This window comes from Shimia sp. CNT1-13L.2, assembly GCF_024331145.1.
Lineage (GTDB): Bacteria > Pseudomonadota > Alphaproteobacteria > Rhodobacterales > Rhodobacteraceae > Shimia.
Genome location: NZ_JANDJO010000005.1, coordinates 294,676 through 319,364, shown reverse-complemented (window position 1 = coordinate 319,364; position 24,689 = coordinate 294,676). Strand labels below are relative to the sequence as shown.

Annotated in this window: 24 protein-coding genes and 1 pseudogene; 8 read left to right on the top strand and 17 right to left on the bottom strand. The window is 62.4% G+C overall.

Annotated elements, in window-relative coordinates:
• Positions 1-148, bottom strand: a pseudogene (locus NNA36_RS13470) (S-(hydroxymethyl)glutathione dehydrogenase); the annotation flags it as partial.
• Positions 149-281: 133 nt separating this feature from the next.
• Here NNA36_RS13470 and NNA36_RS13465 point away from each other — a divergent pair.
• Complete coding sequence (locus NNA36_RS13465; protein WP_255107857.1) at positions 282-557, top strand: I78 family peptidase inhibitor; 276 nt, start codon at positions 282-284, stop codon at positions 555-557.
• A 12-nt stretch (positions 558-569) separates the two neighbouring features.
• Here the strand turns inward: NNA36_RS13465 and NNA36_RS13460 are convergent, their stop codons facing one another.
• Positions 570-1,013, bottom strand: a complete 444-nt coding sequence (locus NNA36_RS13460; RefSeq protein ID WP_255107855.1) for a cytochrome c — start codon at positions 1,011-1,013, stop codon at positions 570-572.
• Positions 1,014-1,106: 93 nt separating this feature from the next.
• Here NNA36_RS13460 and NNA36_RS13455 point away from each other — a divergent pair, with 93 nt between their 5' ends.
• Positions 1,107-2,780 carry a DNA polymerase Y family protein gene (locus NNA36_RS13455; protein ID WP_255107853.1) on the top strand — a complete coding sequence of 558 codons (1,674 nt, stop codon included), beginning with the start codon at positions 1,107-1,109 and terminating at the stop codon, positions 2,778-2,780.
• A 205-nt stretch (positions 2,781-2,985) separates the two neighbouring features.
• A complete protein-coding gene (locus tag NNA36_RS13450; protein WP_255107851.1) occupies positions 2,986-3,327 on the top strand; it encodes a DUF2794 domain-containing protein in 342 nt (113 codons plus the stop codon).
• A gap of 6 nt (positions 3,328-3,333) precedes the next feature.
• On the opposite strand, the gene NNA36_RS13445 is transcribed toward NNA36_RS13450, so the two are convergent.
• The 3 genes from NNA36_RS13445 to NNA36_RS13435 form a co-directional block, all read right to left on the bottom strand.
• Positions 3,334-4,173, bottom strand: coding sequence for an NlpC/P60 family protein (locus tag NNA36_RS13445; RefSeq protein ID WP_255107849.1), 840 nt, complete (start codon positions 4,171-4,173; stop codon positions 3,334-3,336).
• Positions 4,170-5,552, bottom strand: a complete 1,383-nt coding sequence (locus NNA36_RS13440) for a M17 family metallopeptidase (RefSeq protein WP_255107847.1) — start codon at positions 5,550-5,552, stop codon at positions 4,170-4,172. Before NNA36_RS13440 ends, NNA36_RS13445 begins: the two co-directional genes overlap by 4 nt.
• A gap of 65 nt (positions 5,553-5,617) precedes the next feature.
• Entirely contained in the window at positions 5,618-5,995 is a 378-nt protein-coding gene (locus tag NNA36_RS13435; RefSeq protein ID WP_255107846.1) for a hypothetical protein, read from the bottom strand.
• A gap of 150 nt (positions 5,996-6,145) precedes the next feature.
• Here NNA36_RS13435 and NNA36_RS13430 point away from each other — a divergent pair, with 150 nt between their 5' ends.
• Entirely contained in the window at positions 6,146-6,793 is a 648-nt protein-coding gene (locus NNA36_RS13430; RefSeq protein WP_255107845.1) for a carbonic anhydrase, read from the top strand.
• Positions 6,794-6,866: 73 nt separating this feature from the next.
• Here NNA36_RS13430 and NNA36_RS13425 read toward each other — a convergent pair whose 3' ends face one another.
• From NNA36_RS13425 to NNA36_RS13405, 5 genes are all read right to left on the bottom strand, one after another.
• Positions 6,867-7,160: a hypothetical protein gene (locus NNA36_RS13425; RefSeq protein ID WP_255107843.1), complete on the bottom strand. Its 294-nt coding sequence runs from the start codon at positions 7,158-7,160 to the stop codon at positions 6,867-6,869.
• A 129-nt stretch (positions 7,161-7,289) separates the two neighbouring features.
• Positions 7,290-8,312 carry an aspartate-semialdehyde dehydrogenase gene (locus NNA36_RS13420; RefSeq protein ID WP_255107840.1) on the bottom strand — a complete coding sequence of 341 codons (1,023 nt, stop codon included), beginning with the start codon at positions 8,310-8,312 and terminating at the stop codon, positions 7,290-7,292.
• 123 nt (positions 8,313-8,435) lie between these two features.
• Positions 8,436-9,479 carry a glycosyltransferase family 4 protein gene (locus NNA36_RS13415; RefSeq protein ID WP_255107828.1) on the bottom strand — a complete coding sequence of 348 codons (1,044 nt, stop codon included), beginning with the start codon at positions 9,477-9,479 and terminating at the stop codon, positions 8,436-8,438.
• A gap of 7 nt (positions 9,480-9,486) precedes the next feature.
• Positions 9,487-10,659, bottom strand: a complete 1,173-nt coding sequence (locus NNA36_RS13410) for an MFS transporter (RefSeq protein ID WP_255107826.1) — start codon at positions 10,657-10,659, stop codon at positions 9,487-9,489.
• 66 nt (positions 10,660-10,725) lie between these two features.
• Positions 10,726-12,138, bottom strand: a complete 1,413-nt coding sequence (locus tag NNA36_RS13405) for a pyridoxal-dependent decarboxylase (RefSeq protein WP_255107824.1) — start codon at positions 12,136-12,138, stop codon at positions 10,726-10,728.
• Between the two features lie 101 nt (positions 12,139-12,239).
• Between NNA36_RS13405 and hpaR the strand changes: the two genes are divergently transcribed.
• On the top strand, positions 12,240-12,680 hold the full coding sequence (gene hpaR, locus NNA36_RS13400) for a homoprotocatechuate degradation operon regulator HpaR (RefSeq protein ID WP_255107822.1): 441 nt from the start codon (positions 12,240-12,242) through the stop codon (positions 12,678-12,680).
• A gap of 3 nt (positions 12,681-12,683) precedes the next feature.
• Here hpaR and NNA36_RS13395 read toward each other — a convergent pair whose 3' ends face one another.
• From NNA36_RS13395 to NNA36_RS13365, 7 genes are all read right to left on the bottom strand, one after another.
• A complete protein-coding gene (locus tag NNA36_RS13395) occupies positions 12,684-13,505 on the bottom strand; it encodes a PaaX family transcriptional regulator C-terminal domain-containing protein (protein WP_255107820.1) in 822 nt (273 codons plus the stop codon).
• A 96-nt stretch (positions 13,506-13,601) separates the two neighbouring features.
• Positions 13,602-15,632 (bottom strand): phenylacetic acid degradation bifunctional protein PaaZ, encoded by a 2,031-nt coding sequence (gene paaZ, locus NNA36_RS13390; RefSeq protein WP_255107818.1) that lies wholly within the window; start codon positions 15,630-15,632, stop codon positions 13,602-13,604.
• Between the two features lie 154 nt (positions 15,633-15,786).
• A complete protein-coding gene (locus NNA36_RS13385) occupies positions 15,787-16,974 on the bottom strand; it encodes a cytochrome P450 (protein WP_255107815.1) in 1,188 nt (395 codons plus the stop codon).
• Positions 16,974-18,326 carry a TRAP transporter large permease gene (locus NNA36_RS13380; protein WP_255107813.1) on the bottom strand — a complete coding sequence of 451 codons (1,353 nt, stop codon included), beginning with the start codon at positions 18,324-18,326 and terminating at the stop codon, positions 16,974-16,976. Before NNA36_RS13380 ends, NNA36_RS13385 begins: the two co-directional genes overlap by 1 nt.
• Entirely contained in the window at positions 18,323-18,829 is a 507-nt protein-coding gene (locus tag NNA36_RS13375; RefSeq protein WP_255107811.1) for a TRAP transporter small permease, read from the bottom strand. Before NNA36_RS13375 ends, NNA36_RS13380 begins: the two co-directional genes overlap by 4 nt.
• Before the next feature lie 81 nt (positions 18,830-18,910).
• Positions 18,911-19,933, bottom strand: coding sequence for a TRAP transporter substrate-binding protein (locus tag NNA36_RS13370; RefSeq protein WP_255107809.1), 1,023 nt, complete (start codon positions 19,931-19,933; stop codon positions 18,911-18,913).
• Between the two features lie 78 nt (positions 19,934-20,011).
• The gene (locus tag NNA36_RS13365) at positions 20,012-22,045 is read right to left on the bottom strand and encodes an FAD-dependent oxidoreductase (RefSeq protein ID WP_255107807.1); all 2,034 of its coding nucleotides are present in this window, start codon (positions 22,043-22,045) and stop codon (positions 20,012-20,014) included.
• 103 nt (positions 22,046-22,148) lie between these two features.
• Here NNA36_RS13365 and paaG point away from each other — a divergent pair, with 103 nt between their 5' ends.
• Genes paaG through paaK form a run of 3 tightly spaced genes read left to right on the top strand, consistent with a single transcriptional unit; the run spans position 22,149 to position 24,686 of the window.
• Positions 22,149-22,934: a 2-(1,2-epoxy-1,2-dihydrophenyl)acetyl-CoA isomerase PaaG gene (gene paaG / locus NNA36_RS13360; protein ID WP_255107804.1), complete on the top strand. Its 786-nt coding sequence runs from the start codon at positions 22,149-22,151 to the stop codon at positions 22,932-22,934.
• A complete protein-coding gene (gene paaI / locus NNA36_RS13355) occupies positions 22,931-23,356 on the top strand; it encodes a hydroxyphenylacetyl-CoA thioesterase PaaI (RefSeq protein ID WP_255107802.1) in 426 nt (141 codons plus the stop codon). The genes paaG and paaI overlap by 4 nt, the downstream gene beginning before the upstream one ends.
• A gap of 19 nt (positions 23,357-23,375) precedes the next feature.
• Entirely contained in the window at positions 23,376-24,686 is a 1,311-nt protein-coding gene (gene paaK / locus NNA36_RS13350) for a phenylacetate--CoA ligase PaaK (RefSeq protein WP_255107800.1), read from the top strand.
• Positions 24,687-24,689: the final 3 nt, after the last annotated feature.

Below are 24,689 nucleotides of genomic sequence, written 5' to 3'. Positions count from 1 at the left end.
CGCCCGAACGGGTGAATTCGTCGGTGTGGCACAGGCCGGTGGCCTTGATTTCCACGAGAACCTCACCGGCCTTGGGGCCTTCCAGGTTCACTTCCATGATTTCGAGGGGTTTGCCGGCCTCAAGGGCGACGGCGGCTCGGGTGCGCATCATTATTGAATCCTCCTTGGTTGACGCGAGGTTGGGCGAAACCGTGCCGCTTTTCAATAGAGGTTGCGACCAAGACTTGTTTCATAGCGACGAGACACCAGATAATTGTCGGAAAATGAAAGGAAATTGTCGGATGAAACATATCGGGCTGGTGGCGCTGGTGGCCCTGGCGGGCTGCATTGGCGAAGACGACGAGGTTCAGCAGCGGACCCTTGGGGCGGCTGTCTGCGATCCTGCGGCGTTCTCCTTTCTGATTGGCAAACCGGTCGCGGCGCTGGACGGGGTGCTGACACCCGAGGCCATGCGGATCGTTGAGCCGGATTCGATGCTGACGATGGATCACAACCCGGAGCGTCTGAATGTTCACCTTGATGACAAGGGGATCATTCGCGAGGTGCGCTGCGGGTAGTCAGCGGTTCGCTTAGTTTTTGATTTTGCGGTATTTTTCGTGGCAGTCGAGGCAGGTTGCGCCGAGCTGGATCAGGGATTGCTGAAGGCCACCCAGCGTCTTGGTGTCAACGGCCTGTGCAGCGCGCACCGTGGCCTCGTTCTTTTTCAGGAAATCATCCCAGTTCTCCCAGATCAGGGGCAGGGCCTCGCTTGTCGGGTCTTTGGCGTGGGTCTTGAACAACTCGGGGGTCTGGCGCGAGAGGGTCACCAGTGCCGATTTGGCCTGTTCCGCCCTATCCGGATCGAGTGGACGCAGGCCTTTGGCCATGTCGCCAAGGATGTTGAGCGCTTTTTTGCTGTCCAGCATGGCATCCATGCGGGCAAGAACGGTTTTGTCCTTGGTGCCGCCGTGGGCGTGGACCAGCCCGGCCAGCGCGAGCGTCAGGATAATGGCGGTGGGCAAAGTCGGGCGCATGGCGGATCTCCTGTGAGTGGACATCATCAACTCGACATGCGGGGTAGAATCAAGATAAAAAACCAGAACAAATAGCGAACATATGCTGCCAATATGCCTACGCGACGCCTGTTATCCCTGTGGTTTCCCCGCTTCGGGGCGGAACGCCTGATCCGGCTGGATCCGGGGCTGATCGGTGTGCCGCTTGCGGTGTTGCGGGATACCGGACAGATGCAGGTGGTGGAGTCGCTTTCGGCCGAGGCCAGCGCGGCGGGCGTCCATATCGGCCAGCCGTTTCGTGATGCGCAGGCGATGTGTCCGGAGTTGGTGACGCGGCTGCAGAACCCGCAGGCCGAGGCGGCGTTCCTGTCGGTCCTGTGTCGCTGGGCCGGAAAGTATTCGCCCTGGGTTGCGCAGGAACCGCCGGCGGCCCTGATGCTGGATATCACCGGATGCGCACATCTGTTCGGGGGGGAGGCAGAGATGCTGGCCGCGATGCAGGCGGATTGCGCGGCGCTTGGATTGCAGGTCGAGGGCGGGGTGGCGGATACGCCGGGGGCGGCCTGGGCGCTGGCGCGGTTTGCCGGGAGTGCGGGGGCCGAAAACCATCGCAGCGGGGATGCCATTGACCAGGAGGCGCGGGCCACGCGGTCGCGGGCGGTGAAGCGGCGGCACTGGACCAAGGGCGGCGCGGCGCCGGCGGTGCAGGGGGGCGGGCAACCTGTTGCGCGGATTGCGCCACCGGGACAGATGCACGGGGCGCTTGCGGCCTTGCCGGTGGCCGCCCTGCGGATCGAACCGGCGACGCGGGAGGCGCTGGCGCGGCTTGGGCTGCGGCAGGTTGGAGATGTACTGGGTCAGCCACGGGCCAGCCTTGCGCGGCGGTTCGGGCAGGGGTTGGTGTTGCGGATTGATCAGGCGCTGGGTGGGGTGCCGGAACCGATCAGCCCGGCCAAGGCGACGCCGCATTTCGCGGTGCGGATGACATTGCCCGATCCGATCGGGTTGTTTGATGACGTGATGGCGGCGGTCGAGCGGTTGCTGGAGCGGTTGTGTGACCTGCTGCGCGACAAGGGACAGGGCGCGCGGGTTGTGCGGCTTCAGGCCTATCGGGCGGATCAGACGATGCAGTGGGTGGATGTGGGGCTGGCGCGGGCCAGCGATCAACCGGAGCGGATTCGCCCCCTGCTGGCGATGAAGGTGAGCGAGATCGAAGCGGGCTATGGCATCGACATGCTGCGCCTTGCGGTGGTGCGCTCCGAGGCCCTGCCCAGGCGCAAGCAGGTGGGGCATCTGGATGCGGCCCGCACCGTCATGGAGCGGCAGGCCGCCGAGGCCGCAGGGGGGCGGGCGATGGAAGACCTGTTCGGGCGGATCGGGGCCCGGATCGGGCTGGAGCGGGTGACACGGTTGCATCCGGCCGAGAGCCATATTCCGGAAAAGGAGGCGCAGGTGATGGCGGCGGCGTGGTCGGAACCGCATGAAGGCGAGTGGCCCGCGCCGGTGGCGCAGCGCCCCTTGTGTCTTTGGCGTCCAGAGCCTGTCATGGTGCCGGATCACCCGCGCCTGCCCGAGTGTTTCCGGTTTCGTGGGCGGGATTTGCAGGTGGCCGAGGTGGTTGGGCCCGAGCGGATTGCACCGGAATGGTGGCTGGATGATCCGCTTTGGCGCAGCGGCACGCGGGACTATTGGCAGGTGGATTGTCGTGACGGAACAAGGCTTTGGCTGTTCTACGCACACGGCGGCACGATGTCCTCTGGCTGGTTCTGCCAGGGGTCGTTTGCATGATCTGGGAAAAAGGGCCTCCGGCGACGCAGACTGGGTGGGGGCAATAACGCCGCGCCGCCGAAGGTAGCGTTTGTGTTTCGCTATGATGTGAATATGCAGGCGGGGTTGGGCGACAAGAGGGAAGGTGCGGGGCCTTTTGCAGAAGAATTTGGGGCAAAAGCGGGGCAGGCTTGATTTATTGAAAATTCAGCGCAACTCTGGGGGTATGAATGCACAGCCTCCCATTCCCTTTGCCGGAAGCGCCCCGACGCAGGTCTCATTTCATCGCACGGAACTGAACGTGATCCTTTCGCTTTACGGGCGGATGGTGGCCGCGGGAGAGTGGCGGGACTATGGGATTTCCTCGCTGAAAGACGTTGCCGTGTTCTCGGTGTTCCGGCGCACGGCCGAAAATCCGCTCTACAAGATCGAGAAGCGGCCGAAGCTGCGTGCCAAGCAGGGGATGTACGCGGTGATCGGCATGGATGGGCAGATTCTGAAGCGCGGGCATGACCTCAGGACCGTGCTTCGGGTGCTGGAGCGCAAGCTGATCCGCGCGGTCGAGTAAGACCTTTCACACCTCCACGACAGGCAGGCGGCGGTGGGCCGTGACCGGGCCGTCGCCCTGTTGCGCGATGCGCGCAATCGCTGCGTCAAGGGGTTCATAGGCCACTGCCATGTGGTGAACATTGGCGTGAATCAGGGTGTCGCCGCTGACCACAAGCGCGACATGGCCTTTCCAGAACAGGAGGTCGCCGCGCTGTGGCGGCGTGCCGTCGGGCAGCAGCGTGCCAAGTTCCGTGGCCTGCATGTCGCTGTCGCCGGGGCAGGGGATGCCACAGGCAAGGCAGGCGGCCTGGATCAGGCCGGAACAGTCGATGCCGAAGGCCGAATTGCCGCCCCAGAGGTAGGGGGTGCCAAGGAAAAGGGCGGCGACAGCGGTGGGATCGGCAAGGTTTTCACCCAGGGGCGTTACGTGCTGTGCCGGGATGAATCCGTCGGGAGTTTCGCAGAAGCGGCCCTTTTGGGATGAGATCCGAACCCGGCTGCCAAAGCTGAGGGAGAGGCGGTCGGCGGATTTGAAATCGGGCTTGGCATAGAGGTGCGTGGCCGGGGCGCTGACCCAGTGGGTGGCCTCTTGCGGGGCGGCAAGCGCGGTGTCGGGCAGGTAGCCGACATAGCCGTCTTTTGCGGCCTGAACAAAGCTGAACCCGTTGCGCGCCTCGATCAGGGTGAGCGTGTCGCCGAACAGAAGCTGGCGGTCGCGCGGGCCTTCAGGTGCGGCGAGGAGGTCGGCGACAGGCACTGCGATACGCGCGGGAACACCCGCCACGCGGGGCAGGTTGGCCGGGGCCGAGGGGGCGCTTTCAAGGGCGACACGGGCGTTGGCCGGGGTGCGGCGGCGGTCCATCACAGGCCCAGCATATCGGGCAGGGCATCAAGCAGCGCGCGCGCGCCCATGCCGACGCCGCCCTTGGGGCGTGCCGGGGCAGAGGCGGGGTTCCAGCCGTAGATGTCGAAATGGGTATAACGCGCATTGTCGACGAAGCGGCGCAGGAACAGCGCGGCGGTGATGGAGCCTGCGAAACCGCCCGAGGGGGCGTTGTCGAGATCGGCGATGCCGGGTTCGATCATCTTTTCATAAGGTTCCCAGAAGGGCATGCGCCAGACCGGATCAGAGACGTTGGTTGCGGCCTTGGCGAGGGCGGCGGCGGTGGCGTTGTCATCGGTATAGAAGGGCGAGAGATCAGGGCCGACGGCGACGCGGGCCGCCCCGGTCAGCGTGGCCATCGAGATGATGGTGTCGGGGGTGTCCTCGTCAGCCAGAGCCAGCGCGTCGGCCAGAACAAGGCGGCCTTCGGCGTCGGTATTGTTGATCTCGACGGTCAGCCCCTTGCGCGAGGTGAGGATGTCACCGGGGCGGAAGGCGTTGCCGGACACGGCGTTTTCCACGGCTGGGATCAGGACACGCAGTTGCAGCGGAAGGTTCAGCGCCATGATCATGCGGGCGAGGCCGAGAACCGTTGCCGCGCCGCCCATGTCTTTTTTCATGAGCGCCATTGAGCCGCCGGGTTTGAGGTTGAGGCCGCCGGTGTCGAAACAGACGCCCTTGCCGACAAGGGTGAGTTTCGGGCCGGTATCGCCCCAGTGCATGTCGATCAGGCGCGGTGCCTTGGCAGCGGCGCGGCCCACGGCGTGGATCATGGGGAGGTTGTTGTCGAGCAGCGCCTCGCCGGTGGTGACGGCAACGGTGGCATCGAAGGTCTCGGCCAGATCGCGGCAGGCGGCCTCAAGAGCGTCAGGACCCATGTCGGCGGCGGGGGTGTTGATGAGATCGCGGGTCAGGGCCTCTGCGTTGGCGATGGCTTCGACCCTCGCGGCGTCGACCCCTTTGGGACAGGTGAGGCGGGCCTTGGCACCGGATTGCTTGGCGTAACGGTCAAAGGCATAGGCCGACAGGAGCCAGCCGAGGCATTCGGTTTCAAGGTCGCCCGCGGGCAGGTCGCTGGTAAGGTGATAAGTGCCTTCGGGCAGGGATTTGGCCGCAGCGGCAAGCGGGAAGCGGCCACGGGCGCGGGCCTTGGCATCGCCGTAACCGGCGAGGGCCATGACGGGCGTGCCATCTGTGCCCGGGATCAGGGCCGTCGCGCCGACGGCCGGTTTGAACCCTGTTGCGTCGAGCCAGCTGCGCGTGGCGTCGGATTGTGCTTCGCGCCAGGTGTCGAAGCTGTCCTTGTCGACGATGTGCAACGGAAGGGTATCGGAAGACGCGGGCGCAAAGCTGAGGGTCATGGGAGGCCTTTTCGATCAACGGTTTGGTCGCAGGTTAGCGCCTTGGTGCGGCCCTGCAACCCGTATCAGCGCGTCAGGCCCTGCAACTCGCAAATCTCGGACAGGGAGCGTTCGCCGATCCGCAGAAGGCGGGCGGTGGTCGCGGCGGTGGCGATGGGGTCATTGTTTTCGATGCAGGTGGCGACGTCTTCGGCCACCATGGTCAAGGTATCAAGGCCGATCTGGTCGGAGATGCCAAGCAGCGATCGTGCGCAGCGACAGAGCTCATCAGCGGAGGCTGTTTCAAGGCGGTTTGCCAGATGCCCCAGCCGCAGGGCGGTTTCCTCGACCGCGCGGGCAAGGATGTCATGGGCGGCCTCCTGTCCGGATTGGCGCACCAGTTGATTTACCCGGTCAGGATTGACATAGACCGGTTCCTTCATTGTCAGGATGGATACCTGCATTTCCTTCACCCACATCGTTTTGCCCCCACAGCACGCCCAAAATGCGAGAAAGGCCTTCGAAAAAGGTTTATCTGCGACACGAAAATAACTCGAATTTCTTTGCAATTGAGACTATTCCACCTTTTCAGAAAAAGAATGGAAGGGACGCTGATGACACATGCGAAGGCTCTGCCGTCATATCTGGTGAAACGCTATCAGGGCTGGAAGGCCAACACATACGAGGCGAATGCGTCCTGGTATCGCAAGTTGGGCGAGGGCCAGCATCCTCGTGCAATGGTGATTTCCTGTTGCGACAGCCGCGTTCATGCCACCGAATTGTTTGGCGTCGACCAGGGCGAGTTCTTTATGCACCGCAACATCGCCAATATCGTGCCGCCCTATCAACCGGATGGCGGGCAGCACGGTACTTCTGCGGCGATTGAATATGGTGTGACCGCCTTGAAAGTGGCACACCTGATCGTGATGGGGCACTCGGCGTGCGGTGGCGTTCAGGGCTGCATCGACATGTGCGAAGGCAATGCGCCCTCTCTGGAAGAGAAAGAGAGCTTTGTCGGCCGCTGGGTGGATGTTCTGCGTCCAGCATACGCCAAGGTTGCGGAAATTTCGGACCCGGCCGAGAAGGCGCGGGAGCTCGAGAAAGTCGCGGTTCTTGAATCTATCGCCAACCTCATGACCTTCCCGTTCATCAAGGAACGCGTGGAACAGGGCGACCTTTCGCTGCATGGTTTGTGGCACAATATCGCCGAAGGCGGGCTGGAAGCTTATGATCCGGCGACCGGCGACTTCAAGCAGGTCTGAAGCACTTAATAGTTTCGCGAAAGCAGCCCATTTCCCGGGCTGCTTTTTTTGTTCGCCATGCGGTTATCTGGTGTTACTGCATGGCGCGGCGATTGATCCCCAGAAAATCGAGCGAGCAGATCGCGGCGCGGGTCTGGATGTCGCGCAGGATGAGGCCGCCCGGGCCTTGCGAAAGGTAGACGCCTTTCTTGGCGAGACGGGCCTTGAGGCCGCGGAGAGTATTCGAGGCCTCGAAGGCGGGGCGCAGGCTGGCGCGGAGCCAGACGCCTGTTTCGGTATCCAGTCGCGCGGCGTGGCGGGCGCTGGCCCATGCGGTCTGGCCGAGCGATTGGTCAGGGTTGGACCGGTCGTCGCGTGGTGTCTGCATGGCTTTGGTTCCTTTGGCAAAGATGCCCCCAAAAACCATGCTACGCGGTGTGGCCTGTTAGAGTCGGCCCCCTCAAATGGAGAGGGGGCGCCCCTTTCGGAGCGCCCCCCTATCCGGTTGTCGAAAGGCTTAGCCTTTCTTGAGAACCTCGCGGCCCAGGGTTTCGGCAATCTGAACGGCGTTCAGCGCGGCACCCTTGCGCAGGTTGTCCGAGACGCACCACAGGTTGATGCCGTTCTCGACGGTCGAATCCTGACGGATACGCGAAATGAAGGTGGCGAAGTCGCCGACGCATTCGCGCGGGGTGACGTAGCCGCCGTCTTCGCGCTTGTCGATGACCATGATGCCGGGCGCTTCGCGCAGGATGTCACGGGCTTCGTCTTCGTCGAGGAACTCTTCGAACTCGATGTTCACGGCTTCGGAGTGGCCCACGAAGACCGGCACGCGCACGCAGGTTGCGGTGACCTTGATCGACGGATCGACGATCTTCTTGGTTTCAACAACCATCTTCCACTCTTCCTTGGTCGACCCGTCTTCCATGAACTTGTCGATGTGGGGAATGACGTTGAAGGCGATGTCCTTGGTGTAGACCTTGCGCGCGTAGTCGTCGGTGGGGTTGTACTGGGCCTTGGTCTGATCCCAAAGCTCGTCGATGGCGTCTTTGCCCGAGCCGGAGACCGACTGGTAGGTCGAGACGACAACGCGCTTGATCTTGGCGCGGTCGTGCAGCGGCTTGAGCGCCACAACCATCTGCGCGGTCGAGCAGTTGGGGTTGGCGATGATGTTTTTCTTGGAATAGCCGTGGATCGCTTCGGCGTTACACTCGGGCACGATCAGCGGTACGTCCGGATCGTAGCGGTAGAGCGACGAGTTGTCGATCACGACACAGCCGGCCGCCGCAGCGATGGGCGCGTATTTCTTGGTGGCGTCCGAGCCGATGGCGAACAGCGCCATGTCCCAGCCCGAGAAATCGAACTGTTCGATGTCCTGGGTCTTGAGAGTGGTGTCACCAAAGCTGACCTCAGTGCCAAGCGAACGACGGCTGGCAAGAGCGGCGATTTCATCCACCGGGAACTGGCGCTCGGCCAGGATATTCAGCATTTCGCGGCCCACATTGCCCGTGGCGCCTGCGACAACGACGCGATAACCCATTGTCTCTCTCCAAAGTTTAGGACGCGCTCTATTAGCGCCGTTTTGGCAGGGAAAAAAGGGGGAGGTGATGGATTCTTCTTATTTGCCGCATTCTGAAACGCGATGTTTCGCCCCAGAAACGGGTTATTCGGCGTCGAGAAGGCCTTGGTAGATGGCAACAAGGCGCTGGGCTTCGCCTTCGATGCGGAAGTTTTCCTCGACATGGGCGCGGGCTGCGCGGCCGGATTCGGCAAGGGCGGCGGCGTCGGACAGGAAGGGTTTGGCGGCTTCGGCAAGTGCTGCGGGATCGCCGGGTTCGACGATGGTGCCGATCCGGGGTGTGGTCACGATTTCCGAGAAAGCACCCACGTCGGTGGCCACGACCGGCACACCGCAGGCCATTGCCTCGAGCGGAGTAAGGCCAAAGCCCTCCCAGCGTTGCGGGGCGATGAACAGGTCGAGCACCTGATACCACGCGGGGATTTCATCCACGGTGACTTCGGGCTTGAAGAGGATGCGATCGGAAAGGCTTTCGGCGGCGACCTTGTCTTTCAGGTCTTGCAGGAAGGTCTGGTGCTTTTCGGTGGCACGGCCCATGACGATGCCAAAGACATCCTCGCGGTCCTTGCAGAGCGTGATCATCGCATCGACAAAGGCGTCCGTGCCCTTCTGGTGGCGGATGCGGCCATAGCAGCCAAGGAGCAAACCTTCGGGCAGACCAAGGTCACGGCGCAGGGCGGGTTTGTCGGCGGGGATGGCAAAGTTTTCAAGGTCGATGCCGTGCATCACCACGTGCGCCTCGTGATTGAGGTAGCTGCGGGTCTTCTGCGAGGTGGCGATCACGTCGTCCATCTTGGAGATCAGCCACTTGGTATAGCTGCTGTGATGGCGTTGCGAGGCGCTGGTGAACAGGAGTTTGAGCGGCAGGCGCAGGACATTGCGCAGGAACAGGCCAAGCAGCATTTCGGTGTTGCGACGGGCGTGCCAGACAATCGGGGTGCGGCGCGACAGGAAGGGCAGTTTCCAGAGCGGGATATGCGGAACATCCGCTGGCAGACCGGGGCCGGTGGCGCGGATGCCGATCATCGAGGATTGCAGCGGGACAAGGCGCGCGATGGTGGCGGTCACGCCAGAGAGGCGGCGCTTGAGATTGGGAGCGATGACCTCGATCTGTGTTGTGTCTCGCATGGGGGCCTCAATCGGTTCTGTCGGTGGAGAACAGATAGACCAGAAGGCCGACGAGCAAAAGCACCCCGAAGAAGGCAAAAAGGGTTTGATAGGCGAGTGTTGGCGAGGTGGCGGCAATCTGCCCATGCAACCGGCCCGAGGCGAACTGCATGACGCCGACGCCACCGATTCCGAAGAGGTTGAGGAGCGTCACGCCGCGCCCTGTGAGATGCGGAGGAAAGAAGCTGCGGGCGTGGGCGATGATCACCGGGAAGGCGGCGCCGAAGAAACCGATGACGCTCATAAGGATGATCGACACAAGCGCGGAGGAGGTGAGCCAGAAGGCCAGGGCAAAACAGGACAGGGCCACGATCAGGTTGCCAATCAGGACCACCCATTTGCGGGTGCCGAAGATGCGGTCGGCGGGACCATAGGCCAGCGTGCCGGCGATCATGGCGAGACCCATGATCAGGGAGGCGGTGCCGACGCCGGTGGTGGAGGTGCCGAAGACATCGCCAAGGTAGGGGCCGATCCAAAGGCCGCGAATGCCTGCGGCGGGCATGTAGTTCACGAACATCAGCGGGAACAGGCACCAGAGGGCAGGCATTTTGAGAAGGTCCAGCAGGGAGCCTTTTTCGTCGTGATCTTCCTTGGCTGGGTCTTTCACAAGGAAAAACAGTCCAACGGCCGTCAGCGCGCTGAATGCGGCGAGGGCCACGAGGGAGAGGCGCCAGCCGATCATCTCGGTCGCCCAGGCCATCGGATAGGAGGCGACGAGGTTCCCGACCGATCCGACGCCCAGCATCAGGGCGGCCAGCGTTGCAAAGCGGGCGGGGGGATAGGATTTGGCAAAGATGAAGTAGGAGGCCATCAGGACTGGCGAACAGCCGACCCCGATCAGGGCCATCGCGATGCTGATGTGCAGGGGCGTTGTCGCAAAGGCAAACAGCAATGCGCCGCCACCACCGCCGATCAGGAGGAGGGCCGAGGAGGTGAGACGCGGGCCAAAGCGGTCAAGCCAAGCACCTACGGGGATCTGCATGGCGGCAAAGACGAGGAACCAGAGACCAGAGGCGGCAGCCAAGTCCTCGGGGGTGGCACCGATGTCGGCGTTCAGGACTTGGCTCAGGACCGCGAGGAAGGCACGGAAAAACTGGCTGAGCACGTAGGCAAAGCACAACAGGATCAGGTCAGGGCGCATAGGGTTGGTCTCCTCCGGCGGTGACAAGAGCGGAGGAGACCGGGAAAGGCAAGGCCCAAGGTCAGATCAGGAAAGCGCGCGGGCGATTTCCTTGATGGTGTCGAAGGCAAAGAGCACGTCTTCGCGGGTGGCATCTACCTGCCCAGCCTGAAAGCGGATCACCAGCTGGCCCTTGGTGCGGGTCTGGGTGATGTAGATGCGGCCGTCGTTGTTGATGGTGTCGACAAGGCGCTGGTTCAGGGCGTCGAGATCGGTGGCCCCGTCGGGGGCGTATCGGAAGGTGAAGAGCGACAGGACCGGTTCGGTGACGATCTCGAAATCGGGTTCGGCGGCGAGAAGGTCGCGCAGTTCGTGTGCCCATGTCACGTGATTGCGGATCATCTGTTGCAGGCCGTCGAGGCCGTAGATCCGCAGGACAAACCAGATTTTCAGCGCGCGGAAGCGGCGGCCAAGGGGAACGGACCATTCCGAGTAGTTGATGATGCCGTCCGCGCCGTGGGTTTTGAGGTATTCGGGACGGATGGCCAGCGTGCGCACGAGATCGTCGGGGTTCTTGACGAAATGGGCCGAGCAGTCGAACTGCATGCCCAGCCATTTGTGCGGGTTGAATACCACGGAGTCGGCCTTGTCGACGCCCTCCCAGTAGTGGCGGTATTCGGGGCAGATCATCGCCGCCCCGGCCCATGCGGCATCCACGTGGACGTAGAGGTCGTATTTGGCAGCAATGTCGCAGACGGCAGAGATGTCATCGCAGCCACCGGTGCCGGTGCCGCCAACGCAAGCGACGATGCCCGCCGGTTTGAGGCCATTGGCGAGGTCTTGCTTGATCGCGGCTTCGAGCGCGTCGGGCTGCATGGAGCGCAGGGGACCGTGGGTCGGGACGCGGCAGAGGTTGTCCTGGCCGACACCGGCAATCCAGATGGCGCGGTCAACCGATGTGTGGACCTCTTCCGAGCAGTAGATGCGCAGGGTGTCGAGGCCGGAGAGCCCCTTTTCGTTGCCCTGCCAGCCAAGCGCGCGTTCGCGCATGGTGAGAACGGCGGCAAGTGTGGCGGTGGAGGCGCTGTCTTGAATGACACCTTCGAAGTGGTCGGCAAGGCCCAGCGACTGGCGCAGCCATTGCAGCATCCGGGTTTCCATCTCGGTGGCGGCAGGGGAGGTCTGCCAGAGCATGCACTGCGGGGCGATTACCGTGGCGAGATAGTCTGCGAGCATCGAAGGGGGCGTTGCGTTGGCCGGGAAATAGGCAAAGAAGCGCGGGTGTTGCCAGTGGGTGAGGCCCGGCATCACGATCTTTTCGAAGTCGGCAAAGACCGCATCCATGCTTTCGCCGGCTTGCGGCGGAGCGGTGGGCAGCTGCGCGAGAATATCGCCGGGCGCGACCTGTGCGCGGACAGGGCGATCGCGCAGCGTGCGATGATAGCCCTTGGCCCAATCCGAGATACGCGCCCCCCAGGTTGCGAAATCGTCCCAATTCATGGCGAAACTCCCTTTGTTACTATTAACAGGTTAACTAATGGCGAGGTTGTTGACAAGTGAATTGATGTTGCGTTTTTCGCCCAAAAGTGCATGAAAGAACCATGACTACAAGTGTTACTCCCCCGTCGACGGCTCGTTCCCTTCCCATCGTTCTTTTGCGTGCGCGCGAGCGTGTCATGGGGCCGATCAGGGGCATGTTGGCGGATGCGGGTGTGACCGAACAGCAATGGCGTGTTCTGCGTGTTCTGGACGAAGAGGGGCCGCTTGATCCGACCTCGATCGCGGACCGCGCGGTGCTGCTGTTGCCCAGCCTGACACGCATTCTTCAGAAGCTGGAAGAAAAGGGCTATGTCACCCGTCGTCGTGACGAGCATGACCGCCGTCGTCAGGTGATCGAAGCCACGGACACGGGCCGTGCGATCATCGCCGAGAACATGGAAACCAGTCGCCGTATCCTGACAGAGATGAAGGCAAAGCTGGGCGAAGAGAAGCACGAGCAACTGATCGCGCTTCTGGGTGAACTTACCGAACTGGACGTCTGAGGATTAGGCCGCGGCTGCGGTGTCTTCCAGCGATTGAAGATCGGGTTGCGGCAGCATGTCGAGTGCGGCCATGACCTTGTCCCGGCATGTGAAACCGCGCCAGTCTGACGGGAAGAATGCGGCCGGCAGGGGCGGGTGCGCCAGAAGTGCGCGCCGCCAGTTGTGAACAATCACCACGCGCAGGATTGCGGCTTGTAGCGGCGAAGGTGTCGGTGCGCCCTGCATGATGTCAAAGAAACCGTCGAGCGCGGTTTCGAGATCGCGGTAGGCTTGGGCGATTTCCTCGGGTGCCATGGTTTCGCGCAGCCAGAGCGGGATGTCCGACAGTGTGCCGGTCAGGACAAGGTGGTCTCCGAGATCGGCAGGCGCCGGACCTTGGCCGAGGTAGCAGCCGGGGGCGGCGATGATATAGCCACGGGCGTGCCATGATTTGTCTGCGCCACTGCGGGCGGTGCCGCGGGTGGGTTCAGAGACAACAACGTGCCACTGTTGCGAAAGCGTTGGGTCGGATCCGTAGATCCTTGGGCTGGCTGCGTCGGACTGTTCGAGACCGGACGCGGTGAGAGAGTAATGGCTGGCCCGCCCAACCCTCTCGGATGTCAGCCAGCCATCGCCGCGGAGGCGGTGCAAGGCCACGCGCATGGCCTCGGGTTTGATGCCCATCGGTTCGGTCAGGCGCGAAAGAACGGCGCCGCTGATCCGATCTCCGGGGGTGCGGGCGAGGTCGCCAAAGATTGTCACGAGGATCGACCAGACCCGCTGGTTGCGGTTGTAGGTCAGCGTATCGAGACTTTGCCCGAACCATCTATTTGGGTCACCATTCATGCCCCTTTTATAAGGGGAGGGCAGGAGATTTGCCAGCGATTGGCCCGCGACCCCAATCAGAAAGGGCCGAGGCATTTGCCCCGGCCCAATTCGTGATCAGTAAGCGTTCATGGTGAGGAGTTCGTATTCCGCGACCAGCTCGTCATCCTGATTGGTGAGGGTGACGTGCCAGCGGACCTCGCCGTATTCGTCGTTGCGCTTGGTCTTTTTCTTGACCGTGAGACGCACCTTGATGCTGTCGCCTGCTTCGACGGGCTTCATGAAACGCAGGCTGTCGAGGCCGGTGTTGGCCAGAACAGGGCCTTCGTTGGGTTCAACAAAGAGACCGGCGGCAAAGCTGAGCAGCAGGTAGCCGTGGGCGACGCGACCGGGGAAGAAGGGGTTCCGCTCGGCGGCTTCCTGATCCATGTGGGCATAGAAGGTGTCACCGGTGAAGTTGGCGAAGTGTTCGATGTCTTCCATCGAGATCGTGCGCGGCGCGGTGTGCAGGGTCTCGCCGATGGCCAGTTCGCCATACTTGCGGGTGAAGGGGTGGGCCGGACCTTCGATCTCGGTTGCGCCGGGCACCCATTTCTCGCCGATGGCAGAGAGGATTTCCGGGCTGCCCTGAATCGCGGTGCGCTGCATGTAGTGTTTGACACCACGCACGCCGCCCATTTCCTCGCCGCCGCCTGCGCGGCCGGGGCCACCGTGGACCATGTGTGGAAGAGGCGAGCCGTGACCGGTGCTTTCCTTCATGGAGTCGCGGTTGTTGAAGTAGAGGCGCCCGTGGTAAGCGCCGGCTCCCAGTGCGACCTGGCGGGCAACGGCCGGGTCATGGGTGATGACCGAGGCGACCAGCGAGCCCTGGCCCTTGTTGACCAGTTCGATGGCGTGGTCGAGATCGCGATAGCCCATGATGGTCGAGACCGGGCCAAAGGCTTCGGTGTCGTGCACGCGCTGGGCGGCATCGGGGTTGGCGCAATGGAACAGCATCGGCGGCACGAAGGCGCCTTTCTCGGCATCCGCACCGTCGACATCAAAGGCCTCGGGGTTGCCGAAGACGCGCTCAGCTTCCTGGCCGATGATGGCGGCTTTTTCCAGCACGTCGCGTTTCTGGCCGTTGGAGACCAGCGCACCCATGCGGGTGGTTTCCTTGCGCGGATCGCCGATCACGGTTTTCGCAAGGCGCGCGGACAGGGCTTCGATCACGGCCTGCACGGTGTTTTCCGGCGCGATGATGCGGCGAATGGCGGTACATTTCTGACCGGCCTTGGTGGTCATCTCGCGCTGGACCTCTTTCACGAAGAGATCGAACTCGGGCGTGCCCGGTTGGGCGTCGGGGCCGAGGATCGAGGCGTTGAGGCTGTCCTGTTCGGCAACAAAGCGGACCGAGTTTTCAAGGATCACCGGGTTCGAGCGCAGTTTCATCGCGGTGTCGGCGGAACCGGTGAAGCTGACGACGTCCTGCATGGTCAGGCGGTCGAGCATGTCGCCAAGGCCGCCGGACACCAGTTGCAGGGCACCGGCGGGCAGGAGACCGGAGTCGAGCATCACTTTGACGGCGAGTTCGGTGACATAGCAGGAGTTGGTGGCGGGCTTCACAATCGCGGGGACACCAGCCAGGAGGGTCGGGGCCAGTTTTTCCAACATGCCCCAGACCGGGAAGTTGAAGGCGTTGATGTGTACGGCCACGCCTTGCAGCGGGGTGCAGATGTGTTGGCCGAGGAAGGTGCCGTTGCGGCTTAGCTGCTCGACGTCGCCATCCAGATAGACGTGGCCGTCAGGCATTTCGCGGCGGCCTTTCGAGGCGAAGACCAGCATCGTGCCGATGCCACCATCAATGTCGATCATGTGATCGGATTGGGTTGCGCCGGTGTCAAAAGACAGATCGTACATCGCCTGTCTGTGCTCGCGCAGGTGCAGGGCCAGCGCCTTGAGCATCTTGGCGCGCTCGTGGAAGGTCATGGCACGCAGGGCGGGGCCGCCGACCTTGCGGGCATAGTCGAGCATGGCCTGCGCATCGAGGGCGTTGTTGCCCGCGGTGGCTATGACCTCGCCGGTGATCGCGCTGGCGATGTTGCGGGCACCTTCGCCCGGGGCAAGCCATTCGCCTGCGGCGAAGCTGGAAATCTGCTGGATGGTCATGTCGGTTCCTCCTGTTGCGCCGCGCCGGGGCGCAACACGTTCTAGTGCGAATCTCGTGTCCGGCGTGGGCCGGTTTGAGGGTATGTTATTATTGGCCGAACGGTCGGTCAATCAATTTGCGTGGCAGGGCGGATAGTCGCCCCGATCCGTTGTTTCAGGTCAGACGCGCCGGGAGGCGCGCGTAGCCGCGAAAGCGGACGCGACCGCCGCGTTCTGCGCCGGGCTGGATTTCATAGTTTGGATAGCGTTCCAGGAACCGACCCACTGCGATACGGCCTTCCATGCGCGCCAGGGTCAGGCCGACGCAGGTATGCGCGCCGCCGGCAAAGGCGAGGTGCTTGTTGGGGCGGCGGTCGAGTTTCATTTCGTCGGGATCGGCGAACTGTTCGGGATCGCGATTGGCGCCGCCCATGCAGAGATGGATGTCGGTGCCTGCGGGGATGGTCAGACCGTGTAGTTCGATTTCGGCCGTGGTGAGCCGGTTGCCAAACTGGTTGGGGCTTTCCATTCGGAGGAATTCGTCAACCGCGGTGTTGATCAGGGCCGGGTTCGCGATGAGTTCGGCACGTTTATCACGGTGCTGATCCAGAAGCGCAAGCGAATTGCCGATCAGGTTGGTCGTCGTCTCGTGGCCCGCATTCAGGATGAAGATGCAGTTCTGGTAGAGTTCCACCTCGGTCAGGTGATCGCCTTCGGTGTGGATCAGGCGGGTCAGCACGTCGACTTCGGGATCGCCGGGGTTGGCCTTGCGGTCTTCGATGATGGTGCGCAGGAAAGCCTTGAAATCCGTGACCGACTGGTTGCCATGCGCTTCTTGTTCCTGCGTCAGCTGGGGTTCCAGAGCGCCGAGGATGGCAAGCGACCAGTCCCGCAGCGGATCGCGTTGATCGCGGGGAATGCCAAGCAGGTTGCCGATCACCTCGATGGGGATGGCGCCGGCAAAGGCTTCGATCAGCTCAACCTCGCCCTTGCCTTCCATCTCGTCGAGAAGGCCCGCGATCAGGAGTTCGAGACCGGGTTCCATCTGTGCCAGGGCACGCGGGTTCATCGCGCCGACCATGACCTTGCGCACGCGGGTGTGCAGGGGCGGGTCGTTGAAGACAAGCGAATTGGTGTGGTGTTCGTAAAGCGGCGAGTCGACGCCATACTTGGGGCCGAAGACCGCTTTCTTGTCCGAGATGAAGGTGGTGGTGTCGCGGTAGATGCGATCAAGGTCTGCATAGCGCGACACCACCACGCTGCCATCCGGTTGCAGGCAGGCGGGTGCGTCTTCACGCAACCGCCTGTAGTGCGGGTAGGGGTTCTCGTGAAACCCGTCCGGCAGGTCCGTCAGGATGAACATCAGTGACCCAGCGAGCCCATCTGCTCGGGCAGGACGAGCACGATCCAGGGGATCAGCACGATCAGCGCGAGGCGGAAGATGTCGGCGATCCAGAACGGGGTCACGCCCTTGAAGATGGTGCCGGTGGAGACGTCGCCGACAACCCCCTTGAGGATGAACACGTTCAGGCCAACGGGCGGTGTGATGAGCGAGATCTCGGTCACGACAACCACAACGATGCCGAACCAGATCGGATCGTAACCAAGCGAGGTCACCAGCGGGAAGAAGATCGGCACGGTCAGCAGCAGCATCGAGAGCGATTCAAAGACACAGCCCAGGATGATGTAGATGCCGAGTATCATCAGGATGACCATGAAGTTCGGCACGTCATAGGCGGTGACCATGGCGATCAGCGCTTCGGGCAGGCCCGCGAGGTTGATGAAGTTCGAGAAGATCTGCGCACCGATCAGAACCGAGAACAGGGCCGCGGCGGTGAAGGTGGTTTCCTTGAGAACTTCGAGGGTCGACTTGATGGTCAGGCCACCACGCGACAGGGCGATCAGGAAGGCACCCATCGCGCCCATGCCTGCGGCCTCGGTCGGCGAGAAGGTCAGGTTCAGCGGGTAGAAATCAAAGGCACCGTAGAGGCCGCCGATCACCAGGAAGAACAGCAGCAGTACGGCCCAGACCGATTTCAGGGCAAGAAGACGCTCAGTCCAGCTGGCGCGTTCGCCCGCAGGGCCCGAGTTCGGATTGCGCCAAACGGTCCAGCGTACGGCGAAGAGATAGAACAGGATGCCCATCGCGCCGGGCAGGATGCCAGCCATGAACAGCTTGCCGATCGAGGTTTCGGTCAGCAGGCCGTAGATCACGAGGATCACCGACGGCGGGATCAGGATGCCGAGCGTGCCGCCTGCCGCGATCGAGGCGGTCGACAGTTCGTCGGAATATCCGTAGCGGCGCATCTCGGGCATGGCGACCTTGGACATGGTGGCCGCGGTGGCCAGCGACGATCCGCAGATGGCCGAGAAACCACCACAGGCGGCCACGGTGGCCATGGCGATACCGCCGCGCAGGTGGCCGAGGAAGGCGTTGGACACGGCGTAGAGTTCCTTGGCCATGCCGCCCTTGTTCACGAAGAGACCCATCAGGATGAAGAGGGGCACAACCGACAGGCCATAGTCTTGCGCGGTGTCGGTGATCTGGCGTCCGACCATGGACATGGCGGCCTTGAGGCCGCGTTCGGAGAGAATAGAGCCGCCCCGTTCGTAGGCGAAGCCGAGGGTGCCAACGAGGCCCATGGCAAAGACGATGGGCAGGCGCACCAGCACCAGCAGAAGAACGATGGCGAAACCAATGAGTGCGGCGGTCATGTGCGGCGCTCCGTCAGAAGATGGGGTGCAACGAAATGCAGGATGCCGGTCACGATCATGGCGACAGCGGCGATGGCGGTGAAGATGGTGATGAACCAGCCGACATAGAACTGCGGGATGGCCAGGTATTCGGTCACGTCACCATAGTCACGGGCGCGTTCCGCCAGAACGTAGACGCGCTTGATCGGCCAGTAGAGCATGATGCCCGAGCCGATGAAGATGATGCCGTCACGGATGTGGCTCAGGCGCAGACGGGCAAAGATGCCGTCGGTCAGGTCAACCGCGATGTGATCATTGCGGGACGACACAACAGGCAGAACCGCGAAGACGAGGATGGCCATGAGGATGCGGGTCAGTTCGGTCGCGGCCTCGATGGGCGCGTTAAAGACCGACCGCAGGACAACGTCACAGAAGGTCATGACCATGAGAATGAAGAGCGCAGCGGAAGCGACAAGAACAGGAATGTTGCTTAGCCTGCGGATGATGTGAAGCAGCGCAGCCATGGGGCGGGCCTTTCATCAAACGGGGGAGTGGAGGAAACGGGCCCGGCAAGGGAACAGCCGGGCCCGCGGTGGAAGCGGGGCTTATTGAGCCGCCATTTCCGCTTTGATCATGTCGTATGCGGCCTGGCCGTCGATGCCTGCGTCGGTGACTTCGGCGATGACTTTGGCGCGTACGTCAGCTGCGATGGCGTTGAACTTTTCCAGGTCAGCGGCAGACGCGGCGTTGATGGCGTTGCCTTCGGCAGTGGTGGTGGCGTCACGACCGATGGTGTCGATCTCGTCCCAGATCTTGCCGATTTCACGCGACAGCGGTTCGCCGAAGACTTTTTCGTCGAGGGCTTTTTGCAGGTCGGCCGGCAGATCGGCAAAGGTGTCTTCGTTCATGATGAAGGCGAAGGAACCACGGTACAGGCCACCCGGAACTTCGTAGACGTTCTTGGCAACTTCGGTCAGTTTGAAGCCCTTGCGCGATTCAAACGGCATGACAACACCGTCGGCTGCGTTCGATGCGAGGGTTTCATAGACTTTCGGGGCCGGAACCGCGATGCCGGTTGCACCCAGAGCCGCGCCAACGTCGCCGCCAACACCACCGGGGATGCGGACTTTCAGACCTGCGATCTCATCCATGGCGGTGACCGCCTTGTTCGAGTGCAGCTGGGCCGGGCCGTGGGTGTGCAGGGCGATCAGTTTCACGCCGCGGTGCTCGTTGGCCTTGGACAGGTACTTTTCGTAGGCGCGCCAGTAGGCAACCGAAGCTGCTTCGGCAGAACCTTCGTAGCCCGGCAGTTCGATCATCTTGGTGGTGACGAAACGACCAGCCTGATAGCCGTGGAAGATGATCGATGCGTCGGCTGCGCCGTCCATGATCAGGTCCATCTGAGCCGGCGGCGGGGCGATGCCCAGCTTGAGTTCGGCGGTCACCTTGCCGTCGGTGGCTTCCTCAACCATCTCGATGAACTTGGGCCACATCTTGGCGTTGATGCCGTGGGTCGGCGGCGCCCACGACGAGATCACGAGGGTGTGGTCCGCTGCAAAGGCCGCGGCTGCCGACAGAGCCATGGTGGCGCCGGCCAGAAGCGAGGTGATTTTCGAGAATTTAGCCATGAGATCCTCCCTAAAATGGCAATTCATTGCTGTGTTAAGTGTTGATTTTGTAACTATCAACACCTTTCGGTTCAAAATTCAAACCACCCCTTTCCAAGAGGCGACTTTCCATGAGCCGGGGCTGTCTGTTGCCACCAGCTGCATGAATTCCTTGGATTTTTCCAATCCGATTTCCTTGGCGTATTGCATCGGGCCGCCGCGCCAGCGGGGGAAGCCGTAGCCGTGGACCTTGACCATATCGACGTCAGCGGCGCGTTCGGCGATTCCTTCCTGCACGATCAGGGCGCCTTCGTTGGCGATGACAGCAAGAAGGCGACCGGCGATTTCCTCTTCGGTAAAGGCGCGGCGGGTGATGCCGTTTCGTGCCGAGTAGGCCTCGACGATGGCCTCGACTTCGGGGTCGCGGAGGGGTTTGCGATTGCCCTCTTCGTAGGTGTACCAGCCCTTGCCGGTGCGCTGGCCAAGGCGGTCCATTTCGCAGAGTTGGTCGGCGATGGTCACATAGCGTTCGTTCGGATCACGCGTGGCGGCCTGACGCTTGCGGTTGGCCCAGGCGATTTGGAGACCGGTGAGATCCTGCATTTCATAGGGGCCCATCGGAACGCCCATTTTGCGCATCGCGGCGTCGACCTGATAGGGCAGGGCGCCATCGGCCAGAAGGTAGTCGGCGGCGCGGCGATAGGCGGCAAGGATGCGGTTGCCGATAAAGCCGTCGCAGATCCCGGACAGGACCGAGATCTTGCGCAGGCGTTTGCCCAGGGCAAAGCCGGTGGCGAGGACTTCGGCGCTGGTGTGCGGGGTTTTCACGATCTCGAGCAGCTTCATGATGTGTGCGGGCGAGAAGAAATGCAGGCCGATGCAGCGGTCCTGGTTTTCGATGCCCTCGAAGATCAGCATGGGGTCGAGGTACGACGTGTTGGTTGCCAGGATGGCATCGTCGGCCATGACCGCGGCGAGCTTTTGGAACACCTCGCGTTTGACGGCGACATCTTCGAAGACGGCTTCGATGGCGAGCGGCGCGCTGGCCGCTTCGGCGTAGTCCGACACGGCGCGGAAGGCGGCCTTGTGCACCTCGAAGGCGTCCGCAGTCATCTTGCCGCGTTTGACAGCCCCTTCAAGGAGGCCGTGGACACGGGTTTCGGCCTGTTTGGCGGCATCGGCATCGCGTTCGATCAGGGTGACGGGAAGGCCGGCGTTGAGCGCGGAGGTGGCGATACCGGCCCCCATGAGGCCACCGCCGACGACGACCAGAGACGCGATGTCACGCGGCGTGGCCCCCTTGATGGCGTCGGGTTTTGCAACCACGCGCTCGGCAAAGAAGGCGTGACGCAGGGCGCGGCTTTCGGGGCTGTGGCGCAGGGCAAGGTGGCGTGCGCGTTCCTTGGGTTGGCCTTCGGCAAAAGGCTCCAAGGCCCATTGCAAGGCTTCAAGGTTTTCAAGCGGGGACTGCTGGCCTTTCGCACGCTTGGTGAGGGCCGCACGTTTGGTTTCGATCAGGTCATCGGCGAACGCGGGAACCTCGCGGGCGCTGATCGCGGTGGGGCGGTCGGGCAGGTCTGCAATGAAGCTGTTCACGTCCGCCTCAAGGTTGTCGGACACCATGTCGATGCCCCCCAGAGCCAGCATTGCTTCGGCTTTGACGATCTTGCCCGAGCAGGCGATGTCGATGGCGGCGTCCATGCCGATCAGGCGGGGCAGACGTTGGGTGCCTGCCGCACCTGGGATCAGGCCGACGTTGACTTCGGGCAGGCCAAAGCCGGTGCCGCTGGCCGCGATGCGCCATGCGCAGCCCATCGCAATTTCAAAGCCGCCGCCCAGCACGTTGCCGTGCATCATGGCGACAAAGGGGGTCGGGCTGTCTTCGATCATCTGCACAACGTCGGGCAGGTGCGGCTCGACCGGCGGGGCGTCGAACTCGGACATGTCGCCGCCCGCAACGAAAGTCCGGCCCGCGCATTTCAGAACGGCGACACGCGCCCCCGCGACAGCGGCCACGGCGTCTGCCAGCCCCTGACGGACGGCAGTTGAGGTTGCGTTGACGGGCGGGTTGTTGATTTCAACCCATGCCACATCGCCCTTGTGTGTGACCGTGACCACCTGATTTTCCGACATGCCCAAATATTCCGCGCTTTGAGAATCAATCTTGAGGTCTTTTATTGACCAACCGTTCGGTTTATGCAAGATGGGATTGAAATGATCGCCAAGGGAGAGAGCTGTGAGCGATACGATTCTTGCGCAGGACCACGGGACTTGGGTCGAAATCACCTTGAACCGTCCGGATCGGCTGAATTCGTTTAATGACGAAATGCATCTGGCGCTGCGTGCGGCACTGGAAGGTGCGCGTGACAGTGGCGCGCGCTGTGTTCTGCTGACCGGTGCGGGGCGCGGCTTCTGCGCCGGACAGGACCTTGGCGATCGCGATCCATCGAAAATGGACGGCAAGCCGGACCTGTCGAAAACCGTGCGGACGTTTTACGCGCCGCTGGTGCGGTTGATCCGTTCGCTGAATTTCCCGGTGATCTGTGCGGTGAATGGTGTGGCTGCTGGCGCGGGTGCCAATGTGGTCCTGGCCTGCGATATCGTGCTTGCCGCTGAAAGCGCCAAGTTCATCCAGTCGTTCTCAAAGGTGGGGCTGATCCCCGATACCGGTGGGTCTTGGCATTTGCCGCGCCTGTTGGGTGAAGCGCGCGCGAAGGGACTGGCGTTCACGGCGCAGCCGTTGCCCGCGAAACAGGCGGAAGACTGGGGGCTGATCTGGAAGGCCCTGCCCGACGAGAGCCTGATGGACGAAGCCCGCAAGATGGCGGAACAGTTTGCCAATGGTCCGACCCTTGGCCTTGGCCTGACCAAACAGTGCATTCAGGCCGCCGCCGTCGACACGCTGGCGGATCACCTCGAGATGGAGGCGGATGCGATGAAAACCTGCGGTGAAAGCGATGACTATGCCGAGGGCGTGTCCTCGTTCCTTGAAAAACGTGCGCCGGAGTTCAAGGGCCGATGACTCCAAAGGAACGCGCAGAGAAATCCGCCGCCGCAATGTGGGCGGGTGACGAGGCCAGCAAATGGTTCGGCATGCAGATCGACGAGGTCGATGAGGGCCGCGCGGTCCTGTCGATGACGGTTGGTCCGGAGCACTGCAATGGCCATGGCACCTGTCACGGCGGTGTCAGCTTTTCGCTTGCCGACAGTGCTTTTGCCTTTGCCTGCAACAGCCGCAACAAATCAACCGTGGGGCAGCACACCTTCATGAGCTATCTCGCGCCCGGCCGTGCCGGGGATCGTCTGACCGCGACTGCCGAGGAAGTTTCCCTGACTGGGCGCAGTGGTATCTATGACGTCAAAGTCACCAATCAGGATGGTGTCGTCATCGCGGAATTCCGCGGTGTGTCGCGCACCGTCAACGGACAGCATTTCGAAGAATGACCGTGTCGAGGAGGATGCGATGAAAGACCTGACCCCGAACAAAGCCGATCTGGATCCGATTGAAATCGCTTCGATCGACGAAATCCGTGCAACGCAGCTTGAGCGTCTGAAGTGGTCGCTGCGCCATGCGTATGACAACGTGCCGATGTACAAGCAGCGGTTCGATGAAGCGGGTGTGCATCCGGATGATCTCAAGGATCTGAAAGACCTTGCCAAGTTCCCGTTCACCTACAAGAACGATCTGCGCGACAACTATCCCTTTGGTCTGTTCGCCGTACCGCGTGAACAGATCATCCGTCTGCACGCCTCGTCGGGCACCACGGGCAAACCGACGGTTGTGGGCTATACCAAGAATGACATCTCGATGTGGGCCGACGTTCTGGCCCGTTCGCTGCGGGCTGCCGGTCTGCGTGCGGGTGATACCGTTCACAACGCCTATGGCTATGGTCTGTTCACCGGTGGTCTGGGTGCGCACTATGGCATCGAACGCCTTGGTGCGACCGTTGTGCCGATGGGCGGCGGCCAGACCGAGAAGCAGGTGGGCCTGATCACCGATTTCCAGCCTGACGGGATCATGGTGACACCGTCCTACATGCTCAACATCCTTGAAGGGTTCCGCAAGGCGGGCATCGATCCGCGGTCTTCGTCGCTTTCGGTTGGCGTGTTCGGGGCCGAACCGTGGACCAACGCGATGCGTCTCGAGGTCGAGGATGCCTTTGATATGCACGCGGTCGACATCTACGGCCTGTCGGAAATCATTGGCCCGGGTGTGGCCAACGAATGTGTTGAAACCAAGGACGGCCTTCACATCTGGGAAGACCATTTCTATCCCGAGATCATCAACCCCGCGACCGGCGAAGTGGTTGAGGACGGTGAAGAGGGTGAACTTGTGTTCACCACGCTCACCAAGGAAGGCATGCCGATGATCCGCTATCGCACGCGCGACCTGACCCGCCTCTTGCCGGGATCGGCCCGTTCGATGCGCCGGATGGAAAAAATCACCGGCCGTTCGGATGACATGATCATCCTGCGTGGGGTGAACGTCTTCCCGACCCAGATCGAAGAGCAGGTCATGGCGACCGGTGGTCTTGCACCGCACTTCCAGATCGAACTCTACAAGGCGGGCCGCATGGACGGGATGCGCGTCTTCGTCGAGGCGACCCCGGATGCGACCGACAACCTGTCCAAGACCGCCGCGGCGCGGATGCTGACCAAGCACATCAAGGACATGGTCGGCGTGTCGACCGAGGTGATTGTTGGTGATCCGGGCGATGTGGCACGTTCCCAAGGCAAAGCGGTTCGTGTTATCGACAACCGGAACAAGGAGTAAGTT

Excerpts from the sequence above, each read along its gene's own strand:
- NNA36_RS13465 (WP_255107857.1), top strand. The coding sequence starts at position 282 with ATGAAACATATCGGGCTGGTGGCGCTGGTGGCCCTGGCGGGCTGCATT.
- NNA36_RS13460 (WP_255107855.1), bottom strand. The coding sequence starts at position 1,013 with ATGCGCCCGACTTTGCCCACCGCCATTATCCTGACGCTCGCGCTGGCC.
- NNA36_RS13455 (WP_255107853.1), top strand. The coding sequence starts at position 1,107 with ATGCCTACGCGACGCCTGTTATCCCTGTGGTTTCCCCGCTTCGGGGCG.
- NNA36_RS13450 (WP_255107851.1), top strand. The coding sequence starts at position 2,986 with ATGAATGCACAGCCTCCCATTCCCTTTGCCGGAAGCGCCCCGACGCAG.
- NNA36_RS13440 (WP_255107847.1), bottom strand. The coding sequence starts at position 5,552 with ATGACCCTCAGCTTTGCGCCCGCGTCTTCCGATACCCTTCCGTTGCAC.
- NNA36_RS13435 (WP_255107846.1), bottom strand. The coding sequence starts at position 5,995 with ATGCAGGTATCCATCCTGACAATGAAGGAACCGGTCTATGTCAATCCT.
- NNA36_RS13430 (WP_255107845.1), top strand. The coding sequence starts at position 6,146 with ATGACACATGCGAAGGCTCTGCCGTCATATCTGGTGAAACGCTATCAG.
- NNA36_RS13425 (WP_255107843.1), bottom strand. The coding sequence starts at position 7,160 with ATGCAGACACCACGCGACGACCGGTCCAACCCTGACCAATCGCTCGGC.
- NNA36_RS13420 (WP_255107840.1), bottom strand. The coding sequence starts at position 8,312 with ATGGGTTATCGCGTCGTTGTCGCAGGCGCCACGGGCAATGTGGGCCGC.
- NNA36_RS13415 (WP_255107828.1), bottom strand. The coding sequence starts at position 9,479 with ATGCGAGACACAACACAGATCGAGGTCATCGCTCCCAATCTCAAGCGC.
- NNA36_RS13410 (WP_255107826.1), bottom strand. The coding sequence starts at position 10,659 with ATGCGCCCTGACCTGATCCTGTTGTGCTTTGCCTACGTGCTCAGCCAG.
- NNA36_RS13405 (WP_255107824.1), bottom strand. The coding sequence starts at position 12,138 with ATGAATTGGGACGATTTCGCAACCTGGGGGGCGCGTATCTCGGATTGG.
- hpaR (WP_255107822.1), top strand. The coding sequence starts at position 12,240 with ATGACTACAAGTGTTACTCCCCCGTCGACGGCTCGTTCCCTTCCCATC.
- NNA36_RS13395 (WP_255107820.1), bottom strand. The coding sequence starts at position 13,505 with ATGAATGGTGACCCAAATAGATGGTTCGGGCAAAGTCTCGATACGCTG.
- paaZ (WP_255107818.1), bottom strand. The coding sequence starts at position 15,632 with ATGACCATCCAGCAGATTTCCAGCTTCGCCGCAGGCGAATGGCTTGCC.
- NNA36_RS13385 (WP_255107815.1), bottom strand. The coding sequence starts at position 16,974 with ATGTTCATCCTGACGGACCTGCCGGACGGGTTTCACGAGAACCCCTAC.
- NNA36_RS13380 (WP_255107813.1), bottom strand. The coding sequence starts at position 18,326 with ATGACCGCCGCACTCATTGGTTTCGCCATCGTTCTTCTGCTGGTGCTG.
- NNA36_RS13375 (WP_255107811.1), bottom strand. The coding sequence starts at position 18,829 with ATGGCTGCGCTGCTTCACATCATCCGCAGGCTAAGCAACATTCCTGTT.
- NNA36_RS13370 (WP_255107809.1), bottom strand. The coding sequence starts at position 19,933 with ATGGCTAAATTCTCGAAAATCACCTCGCTTCTGGCCGGCGCCACCATG.
- NNA36_RS13365 (WP_255107807.1), bottom strand. The coding sequence starts at position 22,045 with ATGTCGGAAAATCAGGTGGTCACGGTCACACACAAGGGCGATGTGGCA.
- paaI (WP_255107802.1), top strand. The coding sequence starts at position 22,931 with ATGACTCCAAAGGAACGCGCAGAGAAATCCGCCGCCGCAATGTGGGCG.
- paaK (WP_255107800.1), top strand. The coding sequence starts at position 23,376 with ATGAAAGACCTGACCCCGAACAAAGCCGATCTGGATCCGATTGAAATC.